We start from the raw sequence: 14,609 nt of genomic DNA on the forward strand, positions 1-14,609 counted from the left end.
CGTGATCGACCCGACGCCGCGGCGTCGGTGCTCGGTCGATCATGAAACTAAGGGGAGTCGGCGGACGGTCGCTTCGGCTCTTCGGCCCGTGAGTTCGAGCCGATCGGCCAAAGGTGGCGCGGCGGGAATCCGGGAGTCCCGGGCGGTGATTCCACCGAACCCGGAAAGCAAGAAACCCCCTGCGACTAAGTAGGGGGTTTCTGCTGTCTCGACCAGACGTGCGCCCGAAGGGATTCGAACCCCTAACCTTCTGATCCGTAGTCAGATGCTCTATCCGTTGAGCTACGGGCGCTTGTTCAGTTGTGGATCCCCGCCTGGGCGGGAACCCCTGCGGAGGCTCCGGGATTTGAACCCGGGAGGGGGCGTGACCCCCAACCGCATTAGCAGTGCGGCGCCATAGACCAGACTAGGCGAAGCCTCCCGGTAGTCCTCTTGGCCACTGCGGAAAGACTACACGGCCCTTCAGCGCCTCAACAAAGGGGGTGGGGTTTGATCTCCGTCAGTCCTGCGAACCCTTCGCGAGCTGCACGAACGGGTTCAGCGCCGCCGGATTGCGCAGCGCGTCGCGGCTGACGGCGCGCTCCGGGTCGGCACCGGCGAGGATCTTCTTCACCGGAACCTCCAGCTTCTTGCCGTTGAGCGTCTGCGGGATCTCGTCGATCGGCAGGAACCGGTTCGGCACGTGCCGCGGTGAGAGCTGCTCGCGCAGCCGCTTCTTCAGCTCCGGTTCCACGTCCTCCAGCCGGGCTCCTGCGGCGAGGACCAGGAAGCAGAGCAGTTCGCCTTCGCCCGTCGCGCCCGAGGTGTCGATGACGAGCGAATCCGCGACCTCGTCGAACGCCTCCACCACGCGGTAGAACTCGGCGGTTCCCATCCGGATGCCGCCGCGGTTGAGCGTCGAGTCGCTGCGGCCGTGGATCACCAGGGTGCCGCGGTCGGTGACCTCGATCCAGTCGCCGTGGCGCCAGATCCCGGGATAGGTGTCGAAGTACGCCTCGTGCAGGCGCGAGCCGTCGGGGTCGTTCCAGAAGAACACCGGCATCGTCGGCATCGGCTTTGTGAGGACCAGTTCGCCGACCTCGCCGCGCAGTTCGGCGCCGTCCTCCGAGTAGGACCGCACCGAGGCGCCGAGCATCGGGCAGGAGATCTCACCGAGCCACACCGGCACGGTCGGCGCGGCGCCGACGATGGCGGTGCACAGGTCGGTGCCGCCGGACACGCTGGCGATCTGCACGTCGGCGCCCACGGCGTCGGCGATCCAGCGGAATCCGTCGGTGCTCAGCGGCGAACCGGTCGAGCCGACGGTGCGCAGCGCGCTCAGGTCGTGGGCGTCGCCGGGCCGCAGCTCCTTCTTCAGGCAGCTCTGGATGAACGGCGCGGAGGTGCCGAAGTAGGTGACCCGGTGGCGCGCGGCCAGTTCCCACAGCGCGTCCAGCGAGGGGTGCCCGGGGCTGCCGTCGAACAGCAGCAGCCGGGTGCCGGTGAGCAGACCGCCGAGCAGGAAGTTCCACATCATCCAGCCGGTGGTGGTGAACCAGAAGAACGTGTCGCCGGGGCCGAGGTCGGCGTGCAGGCCGATCATCTTGAACTGCTCGAGGACCATGCCGCCGTGGCCGTGCACGATGCCCTTCGGCAGGCCGGTGGTGCCGGAGGAGTACAGCACCCACAGCGGGTGGTCGAACGGCACCGGGTCGAAGGCGAGCTCGGCGCCGCGGTGGCGTTCCAGCAGCGCCGACCAGTCGTGCGTCCCGGCGAGCTCGCCCGCTCCGACGTAGTCGACGAGCACGGTCCCCGCCAAGCCGGGCAGCTCCCCGCGCAGTTCGTCCACAGTGGACCTGATGTCGAAGGTGCGGCCGCCGTAGACGTAGCCGTCGACGGCCACGAACACCGTCGGCTCGATCTGCACGAAGCGGTCGGCGACCGCGCGCACGCCGAAGTCCGGCGAGCACGACGACCAGGTGGCGCCGAGGCTGGCGGCGGCGAGGAAGGCGATCAGCGTCTCCGGGCAGTTCGGCGCCAGCGCCGCCACCCGGTCCCCGCGGCGCACGCCGAGCTCCGCGAACGCCGCGCGCATCGCGGCGACGCGGGAGCGCAGCTCGCCGAAGGTGAGCTCCGAGCCGTGCCCGTCCTCCCTGGCGAAGACCACCGCGACGTCGTCGTCGGCCTTGCCGGGACCACCGCGCAGCGCGTGCTCCGCGTAGTTCAGCGTCGCACCCGGGAACCACCGCGCTCCGGGCATGACCTCGGCTTCGAGCACCTGATCGGGCCGGTCGTGGAAGGCGACGTCGAAGAAGTCCGCGAGGGCTCCCCAGAAGCCCGTCAGGTCCGAGACCGACCAGTTCCACAGCGCCCGGTAGTCGGGCAGGTCGTGGCCGCGCTCGGTGCGCAGCCACTCGCCGAACTCGGCGATGCGGGTGCCCGCCACGTGCTCCGGAGCGGGGTTCCACAGGAGTTCGGGCGGCTGGCCGGTGTGGGTGCTCGAGGTCATGACTAGCTTCCTAACTCACGACACCGCCTCGACGCCATAGTGCACCCTCCGTGCGCACCGCAAACAGGTTGCACACAGGCTGTGGACAACTTATCCACAGCCTGTGTGCAACTCGGGTCCTGCCGCGGCTCAGCGGAGGTGCGTGTCGAACCAGTTGCGCGCCCGCTGCCAGGCCTCCACCGCCGCGTCCAGATCGGTGTCGAAGCGGTGCTCGCCGCTGCTGAAGTGCACCACGTCGGTCGCCACACGGGCCGTCGCCGCGGCGTCGCGCAGCTTGTTCACCTCGTCCGACGGGATGCGGGAGTCGGCGGCGCCGTAGATGCCCAGCCACGGTCCGGCCAGCTCCCCGGCGATCTCCACCAGCGGGGGCAGGCCGTCGGACAGCGGGCTCAGGATGCCGCCGCCCGCCACGGTCACCGCGGCGCCCAGGCTCCGGCTCGCCGCCACCACCAGCGCGGCCGAGCCGCCGATGTCGAAGCCGATCACGCCTTGGCGGTCGCCGGGCACGCCCTGGTCGGTCAGCCACACGAAGGAGGCGTCGGAATCGGCCAGGATCGACTCGCCCGATAGTCGTTGCACCTGGTCGAGCACTTGTTCCTCGGCGTGGTCGTCGGAGAACTCGTCGGTGCCCTCGCGGTGGTACAGGTGCGGCGCCACGGTCAGCCAGCCCTCGTCGGCGAGGGCGCCGACCAGGGTGCGCACCCGGTCGGTGACGCCGCGCGCCTCGTGCAGCACCACCAGCCCGCCGCGCACGACGTTCTCCGGCTCGGCGACGGTCAGCCGGAGCTCGGTGCCGTCCGTGAGCGCGAGCGTCTCGGTCCGGGTTTCGGTCATGTCGTTCAGGTAACCAGGAATGGGTGAACAGCAGTCAACGTGATCATCCGGATGGCGGAGGGCGGTTGACAGACCGTCGCCACCGCCCGGAGGCCCTCGCCGCAGCTCGCGGAGGTCGCCGAGCCGATCTCCGATCCGCCCCGCGGTGCACACGTCACGTGCGGTGATGCGCTCGACGCGGCGGACCGGAACGTCCCGGGCGCCAGGGCGGGCGGCAGCGGAACAGCGCCGCGGGGCCGCCGTGGATGTGCGCGGTATTACACCCGATCGGCGCCACCCGGGTACCGACGTCGGGCAAGGTCGATGCGGACATCGGGCAGGTCAACGGACCGCGGTCCCGGCAGTCGCTCCCACGCCGGGCAAGACCGGGTCGGACCGAGTTGTCCACAGTCATCCCGAAGTTGTCCACAAGCAGTGGTGGCCGGTCGGCAGCGCGCGATCACTCCGGGGAAGTCGGGCTCGGCCCCACGGATTCTGCGCCTCCCCGCCCGATCCAGCGGCGTTGCGCCCCCCGGCCGGTTCTACAGTGGTCGGGCGGCACTTCCAGCGGCGAAGCGGTGGTGCCGCCCGAACCAAGGAGCCGTGCATGACCGTCCGCATCCGCGCCGACCTCGACCAGCTGCCCGCCTACGTCGCCGGACGCACCGTCGCCGGATCGCTGAAGCTGGCCAGCAACGAAGTCTCGGCGGGCCCGCTGCCCAGCGTCACCGAGGCCATCGCGCGAGCCGCCGGCGAGGTGCACCGCTACCCGGACATGGGCGCCACCCGCCTCACCGACGCGCTCGCCACCCGCCTCGACGTCGACCCGGCGCGGATCGCGGTCGGCTGCGGCTCGGTCGGCCTGTGCGAGCAGCTCGTGCAGATCACCTGCACCACCGAGGACTCCGTCGTCTACCCGTGGCGGTCGTTCGAGGCGTACCCGATCATGAGCCACATCGTCGGCGCCACCCAGATCCAGGTGCCGCTGACCGCCGAGCACGCGCTCGACCTCGACGCGATGGCCGCCGCGATCACCCCGGACACCCGCCTCGTCTTCGTGTGCAGCCCCAACAACCCCACCGGCCCCGCCGTGCGCCGCGCGGAACTGGAGCGGTTCCTCGACTCGGTCCGCTCCGACGTGCTCGTCGTGCTGGACGAGGCCTACCGCGAGTTCGTCACCGACCCGGACGTGCCGGACGGCGTCGAGCTGGCCGCCCGCTACGACAACGTGCTCGTGCTGCGGACCTTCTCCAAGGCCTACGGCCTCGCGGGCCTGCGCATCGGTTACGCCATCGGCCCGGAGCACGTGGCGGAGGCGCTGCGCAAGGTGTGCGTCCCGTTCAGCGTCAACGCGGTCGGCCAGGCCGCCGCGCTGGCCTCCCTCGACGCGCAGGACGAGCTGCGGGCGCGTTGCGCCGCGATCGCCTCCGAGCGGGTGCGGGTCCGGGACGAGCTGCTGGCCCTCGGCTTCGAGGTGCCCGAGACGCAGGCCAACTTCGTGTGGCTGCCGCTGGGTGACCGCGCCGCCGAGTTCAGCGAGCACTGCCTCACCGAGCGCGTCGTGGTGCGCGCGTTCGCCGGTTCCGGCGTGCGCATCACCATCGGCGACACCGGCGAGAACGACACCCTGCTCGCCGCGGCCAAGACCTTCCACCCGGCGGGCTGAGAACGTCGATCACGGGTCGACCGCGTTGCTACGGTGCCCGGACGGCGGTGGAGATCGGGGGCCTGCGATGGCGGCGGAACACGGACCGGACGGCGAACGCACCGGCTACCTCGTCGTGGACGCGGAGACCTCGGAGGTGCTGCGGCGACGCGACTCGCGGCACCGCTTCCGCTCGGCGTCGCTGGTGAAGCCGCTGATCGCGCTGGACCACCTGCTGCGCCGCGGTGAACCCACCGAGGCCGACCGCGCGCTGCTCGAACCGATGCTGCGCGCCAGCGACGACGACGCGGCCAGCGAGCTCTGGGACCGCGGCGGGCGGGAGGAGATCATCCACCGGATGGTCGCCGAGATCGGACTCGCAGACACCGAACCGCCCCGCGACCCGGACATGTGGGGCTACGCCGTGTTCACCGCCGCCGACGTGGTCCTGACCTACCGCCACCTGCGCGCGGCGGGAGCTCCCGGCGCGTACGTGCTCGACGAGCTGCGCCGCTTCACGACGTTCGCGTCCGACGGGTTCGACCAGTCCTTCGGCATCCCGTCGGTGGAGCGGGCTCCGGAAGCGGTGAAGCAGGGCTGGTCCGGTTTCGGGCCGGGCCCGAACGAGCCCGCCCCGGCCGAACCCGCGAGCGGTCGCCGCACGGTCCCGGACGACCGGGTCGACCTGGACCGCCCCGCGATGCACACGACCGGCCTGGTCCGCCGCGGCGGCCGGGTGCTGATCGTCGCGCTCTGCACCGTGCAACCCGCCGGAACCGAGTGGGAGACCGCGGCGAACCGGCTCACCGAACTCGCCGGCGGCATGCTCGACTGAGTGGAAACCGTTGCGGCGCAACGAGAATCGGTGAGATCGCGGGAAAGGGATCTCACCGGTGGCGCGCTGGAACGCCGTCACCGCAGGAGATTCGCCGCGTGCGGCGGGAAACGGTGATGTCCGGCGAAGAGAGGGGGAGTACTCCGCCGGACATCCCGAGAGGAGTGACCGCCGGTCGGACCGGGGCGACCACGCCGACTGCGTAGTGAACTACGCCGCACGCGAATCTAGCCGTGCAGTGGGAAATTCCGCCGTGCGCAGCAGCCATGATCGCACTTTCGAGTGGCAGATCCAGCTGGTTCAGCGCGAGCCTGAGCCGGTCTCATCGCCGCCGGTCCGCATCGCCTCGATCGGGCGCGGTTCGGAGCGCTCGTCGGACTCCTCCTCGACCTTCTCCCCACCGCGGCGTCGGAAGAACTGGAAGCCGGGAATGCCGACGATGGCGCGGCGCACGTCGTGGGTGACCTCGAGCAGTTCGTGGATCTCGGGCCCGACCTTGTCCAAGGTGCGCAGGATCGGCAGCACGTCGGAGAGCACGTGTTCGGTGAGCACCGGCAGTTCGTCGACGAGGCGGATCGCCGCGTCGACCTCCTTCTGCGAGAGCTCGTCGACGAACAGCTGCGCCATCGGCGCCGCTTTCCGGGCGAGGGGTTCGTAGGTCGCCAGGAGCTCGTCGGCCATCGCCGCGGTCTTCTGCACGTCGGCGACGGTGTTCGCGGCGGTGTCGCTCACCGAACCGGCGCTCTCGACGATGGTGCGCGCCTCGGCGGAGATGGCGCCCGCTGCTTCGACGGTGGCGCTCGCGGCGGCGGCCACGGTCTTGGCCTCCCGCAGCACCTCTTCGACCTCGTCGACGGTGCGGCCGGTGCGGGCGAGGATCTCCTCGGCCCCGTCGACGAGGGTGTTCACCCTGGCCAGCAGGGCCTCCACGCCGTCCACCAGACCCAGCACCCGAGCCGGTGCCGCGGCGACCGTCGTCGCGGATTCCACCGCCCAGCCGACCGTGGAGCGGGCCATTCCGAGTACGTCGCCGGGCGTGGGGATGCGGATCAACATGTCACCACTGTGCACGTGCCCGTGCCCCGTCGACCACAGCGAGGGTCGGAACGGGGCACGGGCACGGTGCGAAACGGGACGAAACGCGTCAGCCGGTCACGGCCGCGTGGCCCGCGACGGCCACCGGGCTGGGCGCGGTGGGCAGCTCGGCCGGCGACACCTGCTGGGCCGGAGCGCTCGGCGCCGGTCCGGGTGCCGGAGCGGGAGCGGGCGCCGGTCCGGGGCCGGGGCCCCCGCCGTGACCCCCGCCGTGGCCGCCGCCGTGACCGCCGCCGTGACCGGGCTTGTGCGGCTTCTCGGGCTTCTCGTGGTCGGGCTTCTCCGGCTTGTGCGACGGGTGGTCGACGACCGGCGCGTTGACGCATTCACTGGTCTGCGGGGAGAGCAGGGAGACGACGGCTCCGGCGACCGCGACGTTGTTGCCGCACAGCTGGATCGGAACCAGGCTCACGTTGTTGTCGTTGCCGACGTTGATCCCGTCGTTGTCCGCGCTGTCGGCGAACGCCGGAGCGCCTGCCAGCAACAATCCAGCGGTCGCCGTGATGACACCGGCGAAGCGTGCTTTGTTGTGCACTGTCGCACTTCCTTCGTTTCGATTTCCGGGATTACTGTGGGGCCGGCTTTCCGTCGTCCGGTCAGGCCGGGCTCATCGTCGCGACAGGGTTGTTGCGTGGTCCCTGCCGCCTTCCCGCCGCGTTCCGTCTCCGCTGGTCCTACGACGTGTCGTCACTGCAGCAACACGAGCGTTCCCAGCGGCAGTGTGCTCAGCAGCCGTAATGCGTCCGGCGGTACTCGCACACAGCCGTCGCTGGCTTCTTCGCCGAACACGGCCGGATCCGGCCAGCCGTGCAGTGCGACGGTTCCCGGTCCGCCTCCGTAACTGTTGAAGGTCTCGGAGTGGGTGCCGAGGGGAAGGATGATGGGGCTGAAGTCCGTGACCGTCTCTTCGATCGCGGCCATCAGGTAGGTGCGCCCGCGCGGTGTCGGGGAGTCCGGCGAGCCCACCCCGACGGTCCAGGCGCCGATCTCGCGGTCGCCTTCCCGCACCACGAGCCGCTTCGCGTCGACGTCGACGTCGACGCGGTACGGCGTGCGGGCCTGGGTGACCGGGTTCGCCGGGCCGACGCGGATCCAGCCGCTGCTGCTGTTCGGGCGGGAGGGGAGCAGGACCTGCGCCCAGTCGGCATGCCGGGCGATCACCGGAACCCAGGTGGGATTGCCGAGCTGCATCGCGGGCAGTTTGGCGAAAGCAGGTCCGCCGGGCGTGCCGTGCACGGCCACGTCCCGCTCGACGCGCAGCACGACGCCGTCGGTGGCGGCGTCCGGCGCGGGGTCGGTCCCCGCGCTGTCGATGTCGCCGAAGGTGCTGGCCGCGGGAAGTCCGGTGAGGTCGACCCGGTCGGCTTGTCCAACCGGTGCGGGGGCGGCGGATTCCGCTGCCGGAGCAGGTGGCAGCGCACCGCCCCCGCACCCGGCGAGCAACGCCGCGAGGCCACCGGCCAGCAGCGACGATCGCGCGCAGCCGAGCACCCGGCGTGGCGCCGGGGTGGTGCGGGCGGATCGGGTTCGCGCTGTCATGACTCGTTCCTCGGTTCCTGACCCGGCCATGCCGGGCTGCGGCGATGCGGTGAGGGAATGCCGGAACGGCATTCGGGGAAGTGCAGAACGATCGGGGGTGACACCGAATCGCCGGATACCGCCGATCAGGTGTCTGGCGGACGCTAACCCACCGAGAGGATCAGTCCAAACGGAAAGGTACGCGCGTACGTGTCGGCGCCGATGCCGAGAACCGGTTCCTGAGCAGCGAAAACCGTCGATTCAGGCGGATTCGCCGAATTCGCCGGAAATGGGTTGCCCCACTTTCAGGTGCATAACTTCACCGTTTCGAGTGACATTCGAATGCGAGTCGCCCGGCAGTGCGGAGCCGCGGGCGGCGCCGCGCATCGAAAGGAAAGCCGCATCCGTGCGGACCGACGGGCTCGCTCCCCGAGGGCACCGGCTCTGCGGCGCCGTCCGACGAGCACGGCGGCCCGTCCGGCTCGATCACCGCTGCGGCCCACGCGCGAAGCGCGCCGCGACGAGAACGACCTCGCACCGAGTCGCGTGCCGTTCCCCGTCGTTCGCCGCGCTGGCCGAAAGTAGTAGATCACGTTGGCTGTGAAGGTGATTCCGCTTCCGCGGCGGATCTTTAGCTTTGCGTGTGACCGAATCGCGGAGCACGCAGGAGGATTTGATGGGCAAGCCCGGCACAGCGGCACTGTTCGCGGCGGTGGGAGCGGTCGCGCTCACGGCGGTGTTGGCGCCACCCGCTTCGGCGATCATCGGAGGTCATGACGCCACCGCGGACTACCCGTTCATGGTGAGCGTGCAGAAGGACGGCCACCACTACTGCGGGGCGACGCTGATCGAACCGGATTGGATCGTGACCGCCGGGCACTGCACGGTGAACGTCGAGCCCGAGCAGCTGTCCGTGCGGATCGGGGACCACGACCGCACGAAGGGCGTCGAAGCCCAGGTCACCGAGGTCATCGCGCACCCGGACTTCTCCTACGAGCCGTTCCGCGCCGACGTCGCCGTGATGAAGCTGGACCATCCCGTGGACGCGCAGCCCGTCGAGATCGCCGCGGAACCCGGCCCGATCGGCACCGGCACCCGCCTCCTCGGCTGGGGGATGACCTGCGAGGACGGCAGCGAATGCCCGGACCCGCCGAGCACGCTGCAGGAGCTGGACAGCGAACTCGTCCCGGACGACCGGTGCACCGAGAACTACGACCCGGACAACGAGCTGTGCACCGACAGCCCCACCGAGAACGCGCAGGCGTGCATCCTCGACTCCGGCGGCCCGCAGCTCAAGGGTCGCCCCGGTGACTGGCGGCTGATCGGCGCGACCAGCCGCGACGGCGACGCCGACCCGACGTGCGCCACCGGCCCCGGCATCTACACCGACCTCACCGCCCACCGCGACTGGATCGAGCGGACCACCGCGCGCTGAGGTCTGCGGGCGGAGGCGGGGGCGCGGAAGAGCCCGGCGGGGTCGTCCTCGCCGGGCTCTTCTCGTGCTGTTCACCGGAGCGGAAGCGGGAATCGACGCTCCGGTCCCGCTCGCAAGGTCATGTGCGGGGCGACTCCGGGTAGTTCAAGCGGGTTGGCCGCTCTCAGCCTGCCGGGACCGCTCGCCCTCGCCGTCCTGCCGCGCCGCGCGCGAAAGCGGTGATTCCGCTGACCACTCCGGTTCCGACGAGCATGCCGGCGAAGACCAGCACCGCACCGACGGCCCAGAGACCGCTGTCGTCCGCTCCTGCGGCGGTCCAAGTCCAAGCCGCGGTGAACGCGACGGGCATGATCGGGACGACGAGCCACGCGGGCAGCCGAACGCTCGCGCCCACACCCAGCGCGACGAGGCAGACGACGCAGCCGACCACTTGCCACGCCTGGTAGGGACCGCTGGCCGCCCCCGTCGCCGGGTCGGTCTGATATCCCTGGTCCCAGGCCATCCAGGCCCACCAGCAGGACGCGGTCAGCACCGCCAGCACCACGCTGAGCCCCGAGCGTTCGGCAGGTCGCCGCACGTGCCTTTCGTTGATCATTGAGCGATGGTGGCACCCGCACCCCGCACCAGGGATCCGTGAAAGTACTCATCCCCGTCGAACGCGAGCAGGTTCCGCGGCTCTGGCGGGCGGTCGCGACCGAGACCAGCACCGGGCCGAACGCAACGGAGCCGGGCCGGCCACCGGGATCACTCGTCGACGGCCGGTCGTCCCGGACGGGGCGCGGCGTGGGACGTCGCTGCGTGATCCTTGCCCCGCCAGAACAGTGCCGTCGTCCGGCGCAGCACGTCGAGTTGAGCCGGGTTGTAGATCTCCTTAGAGACCTGCTCCACGGTTGAGTGGAAGCGTCGAGGATCCGACGCGCCCAGCTCGAAGACACCGGGGTGCTGCTCGCGCAGCGTCTCCAGGTGCGCCGCCATGCGCACGGCGAGGTCGTGCCGGACGGCTTCTCCGGCGTCGGCGGCAAGGCCCTCGAAATCGTCGTCGACATGACTGCGCGCATCGGAAGCGACCAGGTCCGCGTATACCTGGCGGTCGTCGCGATCGAGCAGCCTGCCCAGGACCGAGGTCAGGCGCTTGTCCGCGTCGGACATCGGCACGGCCGCGGTCACCGCGAACTCGGACGGCAGATCCGTGGCGAGCTGCTCCTCCAGCATCATCGTGACTTCGGCGCGTGCCTTGCTCAACCGGCTCATCTGTTCGCCGAGCTCGGCGTCCAGGGCTCGCAACGTCTCCACCGGATGCTCGTCATCGCCCAGCTCGGCGATGGTGTGCAGACCGACACCGAGCTCGGCGAGTCGCTTGATCCGCAGCAGCCGGATCAGGTGGGTCACGCCGTACTGCTTGTAGCCGTTGCTGCGTCGTTCCGGCTCGGGCAACAGCCCGATCTGGTGGTAGTGGCGAACCGTGCGCGCGGTCGTCCCCGCCAACTCGGCGAGTTCCCTGGTGCTCCACGCCATTACCGGCCCTCCCGGCCACTCGTGTCCGTCGCTCCGCTGGCCGCTGCGCCGGTGATCACCTCGCAGCCAGGGCTTGAGTGTGACGTCACGTCAACGTGTCCACTTGGTCGCGGCGAACACGTACGCGCCACCGACGACCGAGGAGTGGAGAACAGCATGGCAGGTAGCACCGCTGCACCGTGGGCGGTCGACCCCGCGGAGACCGGCACCGACCGCGCGGGTGGCGTCCCCTACCACCGGGCCCTGGTCCACGACCGGCGACGGGTGGGACGTGGCGTCGCCGCCATCGTGCTGGTGGTCGTCGGGCTGTTCGGGTTCGGATCGGTGATCACCTGGCTGGCGGCCCAAGCCGACCTGGCCATGGGGCGGGTCAACCCGACGCTCGGCGGTGACGACGTCACGGTCCTCTTCCAGGCCGCCGGGGCCGCCTCGATCGCGTTGCTCATCCCGTGGAGCATGCTCGTGCAGCGCTGGCTCTACGGAGTCCGGGGACGCTCGCTGATCTCGGTCGTCTCCCGGTTCCGGTTCGACCGGTTCGGATGGGCGTTCCTGTTCGCCGGCCCGCTGTCGGTCCTCTGCATCGCCGTCGTCTCGCTCGTGACCCCGGTCGAGCCCGCGCAGTTCAACAGCGCGGATCTGATCGGTCTCCTCGCCGTCACCCTGCTGCTGACCCCGCTGCAGGCAGCGGGGGAGGAGTTCGGGTTCCGCGGTCTCGTCCTGCGCGTCGCGAGCAGCTGGAACCGGAACCCGCGCACCGCACTGGTCGTCGGCGTGGTGGTCTCGGCAGCGTTGTTCGGCGCGATCCACTTCCAAGGCAACCTGTGGCTGAACCTGAACTACCTGACGCTCGGCGTCGGCGCGGCGCTCATCACCTGGCGCACCGGTGGGCTAGAGACGGCTGTGGTCCTCCACGCTCTGAACAACACCGTCAGCTTCACCTTCGCGCTGGTGCTGCACACCGACCTGCTCGGCGGCACGGGCGAACCGGCGCTGCTACTCCTCACCGTACCCACGATCGCCACGACAGCCGCAGTCTTCGCAACCACCCGCCGACACGACCCCACAACCGCGCGGGTCCGTCCGACGAGGCTGTGAGGAAACCGGGACCGGAACCAGTCGCACCGACGCTCAAGCGCAACGGAGCCCGGCGGGGTTCATCCGCGCCGGGCTCCGTTCGTGCTGGTCAACGCTGCGGAAGCGGGGGGATTCGAACCCCCGGTCCCTCTCGGGACGCTCGCTTTCAAGGCCTGCGACCCGACGTTCGCCCTGTACGGGGCGGTCCGTAGGTGCAGGTCAGGGCTGTGTCCGAACTCAGGCAGACATGGCCGGACGGACACGAATGAGACGAGAACTGAGACGAGGGCGCCCGTCAGGATGAAGAGGACTGCCTCCGGAGGGACGTAACGGCTGCGGTCATTTTGCCTGATCAAGCGGACGGCGGTTGTCTACACGGCAGAGCCTTGCACGCCCATTGCACGTGCGAGCGCTCGATGTTCGTGGTTCGCTGCGGCGTCTGCATGTCACCCGTCGCGAACTCCGTTGCGGGGCTGACCGCCAGGATCGTGACCAGCGCGCGTTGCGCTGGCCCGCTACTGCATTGGCGCACGCACGGCTTCCTGCCCAAGGTCGTCCTTGACCCGCTCGAAGCCCAGGATCTGCGACACTTTTGCGGCACTCCGGTTAACCGGTCCGTGTTCACTGGTGACATACTGTGACCATGTCGATCCAGACCGTGTCCGTCTCCTCGGGTGAGGTAACGAAGATCCTCCAACTTGAGGAAGGTCACTTTGTTGACCTGAAAGCAATTGAAGTGATGCCTGCCAAATTAAGCAGATCGATAGCCGCATTTGCTAATGCTGACGGTGGTGAGCTTTATATTGGAATCGACGAAGACTCAACGCGTCAACGTCGAAACTGGAGGGGGTTCGATAGGCCTGAAGATGCAAACGGCCACATTCAGGCCTTCGAATCAATCTTCCCGCTAGGGCAACACTTCTCATGTGAATTTCTGCGGAGAGAGTCTGGGCGCGGCGGCTATGTTCTCCGTGTGAACGTTCATAAGTCACGGGATGTAAAACGATCAACGGATGGGACGCCGTATCTCAGGCGAGGGGCTCAGAACATTGCAGTGAAGACCGAGGAAGCTCTGGATGTTCTTAAGAGAAACAAAGGGATTACCTCGTTCGAGACAGAAACGATCGCGATTCCGGTTGATTTCGTCGAAAACTCGGAAATCATGATTGAGTTCATGGTTTCGATCGTGCCGATCATAGAGCCTGAAGTATTCCTGAAAAAGCAACTGCTAATGCACGAAAATAAGCCCACCGTTGCAGCTGCGCTGCTGTTTAGCGATGAGCCGCAGGCTGCATTGCCGAAGCGGTCGGCAATCAAGGTGTATCGGTACAAGACTACGGATCGAGAAGGAACGCGAGAAAACCTCGCGTTCCCGCCGATAACGGTAGAGGGCAGTCTCTATAGGCAGATCTACGGTGCCGTTTCGAAGGCTGTAGAAGTTATCGAAGAAATCCGCTATCTTGGACCATTGGGCCTGGAGAAGATCGAATACCCGATTGAAACTTTGCATGAGATCATAACCAATGCGGTACTCCATCGAGACTACGGTGTAGCCGACGACGTACATATTCGAATCTTTGACAACCGCGTCGAGATCGAAAGCCCTGGCAGACTTCCTGGTCACATTACTTCAGGGAACATTCTGAACGAACGGTACTCGCGGAACGGCAATATCGTTCGATGGATCAATAAGTTCCCCGAAGCCCCTAACAAAGATGTCGGCGAGGGGCTGAACACGGCATTTGCTGCAATGAAGAAGCTGAAGCTGAAAGACCCGGTCATCTCTGAAACAGATCACTCAGTTTTGGTTGAGGTGCGTCACCAGAAGCTGGCGTCTCCAGAAGAGGTGATCATGGAATACCTGGAGAACTTCCCTGAAATAACCAACAAGATCGTTCGTGAGCTCACTGGGATTGGTTCGGAGAACAAGGTTAAGTCCATGTTCTATCGGCTCGCTGAACGAAATCAGATCGAACGAGTGCCAGGGAAGGGTGGTGGCTCGGCAGCGTGGCGAAAGTATACAGGCGAAGTTTAGTCTGTGTCGGTGAGCGCCAGAATCAACTGCCTGGCGCTTCTTCGCTGGCTGCTCCTGGGTTGTGGGGCGATGTTGCCGTGTGTCTTATTGCTGCCATGGTGGGCAGTCTTTTTCGTGATGCCAGACCTGCTTGTTCGGAAGACGTCGCCAGTGAGT

12 protein-coding genes and 2 tRNA genes are annotated in these 14,609 nt (G+C 68.3%); 5 read left to right on the forward strand and 9 right to left on the reverse strand.

Annotated elements, in window-relative coordinates:
• Positions 1-219 precede the first annotated feature (219 nt).
• The 4 genes from ACWD38_RS10180 to ACWD38_RS10195 form a co-directional block, all read right to left on the reverse strand.
• Positions 220-292 (reverse strand) — tRNA-Arg (locus ACWD38_RS10180).
• Positions 293-331: 39 nt separating this feature from the next.
• Positions 332-421: transfer RNA gene (locus ACWD38_RS10185), tRNA-Ser, on the reverse strand.
• 78 nt (positions 422-499) lie between these two features.
• Positions 500-2,488, reverse strand: coding sequence for an acetoacetate--CoA ligase (locus tag ACWD38_RS10190; protein WP_450123878.1), 1,989 nt, complete (start codon positions 2,486-2,488; stop codon positions 500-502).
• A gap of 129 nt (positions 2,489-2,617) precedes the next feature.
• Positions 2,618-3,322: a dienelactone hydrolase family protein gene (locus tag ACWD38_RS10195; RefSeq protein WP_184483799.1), complete on the reverse strand. Its 705-nt coding sequence runs from the start codon at positions 3,320-3,322 to the stop codon at positions 2,618-2,620.
• 586 nt (positions 3,323-3,908) lie between these two features.
• Here ACWD38_RS10195 and hisC point away from each other — a divergent pair.
• Together hisC and ACWD38_RS10205 are read left to right on the forward strand one after the other, a co-directional pair.
• On the forward strand, positions 3,909-4,967 hold the full coding sequence (gene hisC, locus ACWD38_RS10200; protein WP_450123879.1) for a histidinol-phosphate transaminase: 1,059 nt from the start codon (positions 3,909-3,911) through the stop codon (positions 4,965-4,967).
• Positions 4,968-5,034: 67 nt separating this feature from the next.
• On the forward strand, positions 5,035-5,781 hold the full coding sequence (locus tag ACWD38_RS10205; RefSeq protein WP_450123880.1) for a hypothetical protein: 747 nt from the start codon (positions 5,035-5,037) through the stop codon (positions 5,779-5,781).
• Positions 5,782-6,081: 300 nt separating this feature from the next.
• On the opposite strand, the gene ACWD38_RS10210 is transcribed toward ACWD38_RS10205, so the two are convergent.
• The 3 genes from ACWD38_RS10210 to ACWD38_RS10220 all read right to left on the reverse strand — a co-directional run bounded on the left by ACWD38_RS10210 (position 6,082) and on the right by ACWD38_RS10220 (position 8,415).
• Positions 6,082-6,837: a hypothetical protein gene (locus ACWD38_RS10210; RefSeq protein ID WP_450123881.1), complete on the reverse strand. Its 756-nt coding sequence runs from the start codon at positions 6,835-6,837 to the stop codon at positions 6,082-6,084.
• A gap of 88 nt (positions 6,838-6,925) precedes the next feature.
• Complete coding sequence (locus tag ACWD38_RS10215) at positions 6,926-7,411, reverse strand: hypothetical protein (protein WP_450123882.1); 486 nt, start codon at positions 7,409-7,411, stop codon at positions 6,926-6,928.
• Positions 7,412-7,563: 152 nt separating this feature from the next.
• Positions 7,564-8,415, reverse strand: coding sequence for a L,D-transpeptidase (locus ACWD38_RS10220; protein WP_184483791.1), 852 nt, complete (start codon positions 8,413-8,415; stop codon positions 7,564-7,566).
• A gap of 655 nt (positions 8,416-9,070) precedes the next feature.
• On the opposite strand from ACWD38_RS10220, the gene ACWD38_RS10225 reads away from it, so the two are divergent.
• Positions 9,071-9,829 carry a S1 family peptidase gene (locus ACWD38_RS10225; RefSeq protein WP_450123883.1) on the forward strand — a complete coding sequence of 253 codons (759 nt, stop codon included), beginning with the start codon at positions 9,071-9,073 and terminating at the stop codon, positions 9,827-9,829.
• A 163-nt stretch (positions 9,830-9,992) separates the two neighbouring features.
• Here ACWD38_RS10225 and ACWD38_RS10230 read toward each other — a convergent pair whose 3' ends face one another.
• Together ACWD38_RS10230 and ACWD38_RS10235 are read right to left on the reverse strand one after the other, a co-directional pair.
• Complete coding sequence (locus tag ACWD38_RS10230) at positions 9,993-10,424, reverse strand: hypothetical protein (RefSeq protein WP_184483787.1); 432 nt, start codon at positions 10,422-10,424, stop codon at positions 9,993-9,995.
• A gap of 149 nt (positions 10,425-10,573) precedes the next feature.
• Positions 10,574-11,344, reverse strand: coding sequence for a MerR family transcriptional regulator (locus ACWD38_RS10235; RefSeq protein ID WP_450123884.1), 771 nt, complete (start codon positions 11,342-11,344; stop codon positions 10,574-10,576).
• A 156-nt stretch (positions 11,345-11,500) separates the two neighbouring features.
• On the opposite strand from ACWD38_RS10235, the gene ACWD38_RS10240 reads away from it, so the two are divergent.
• Both ACWD38_RS10240 and ACWD38_RS10245 read left to right on the forward strand, forming a co-directional pair.
• Complete coding sequence (locus ACWD38_RS10240; protein WP_450123885.1) at positions 11,501-12,439, forward strand: CPBP family intramembrane glutamic endopeptidase; 939 nt, start codon at positions 11,501-11,503, stop codon at positions 12,437-12,439.
• Between the two features lie 622 nt (positions 12,440-13,061).
• Positions 13,062-14,453 (forward strand): ATP-binding protein, encoded by a 1,392-nt coding sequence (locus tag ACWD38_RS10245; protein WP_450123886.1) that lies wholly within the window; start codon positions 13,062-13,064, stop codon positions 14,451-14,453.
• Positions 14,454-14,609: the final 156 nt, after the last annotated feature.

Source organism: Saccharopolyspora sp. NPDC002578 (assembly GCF_053592695.1).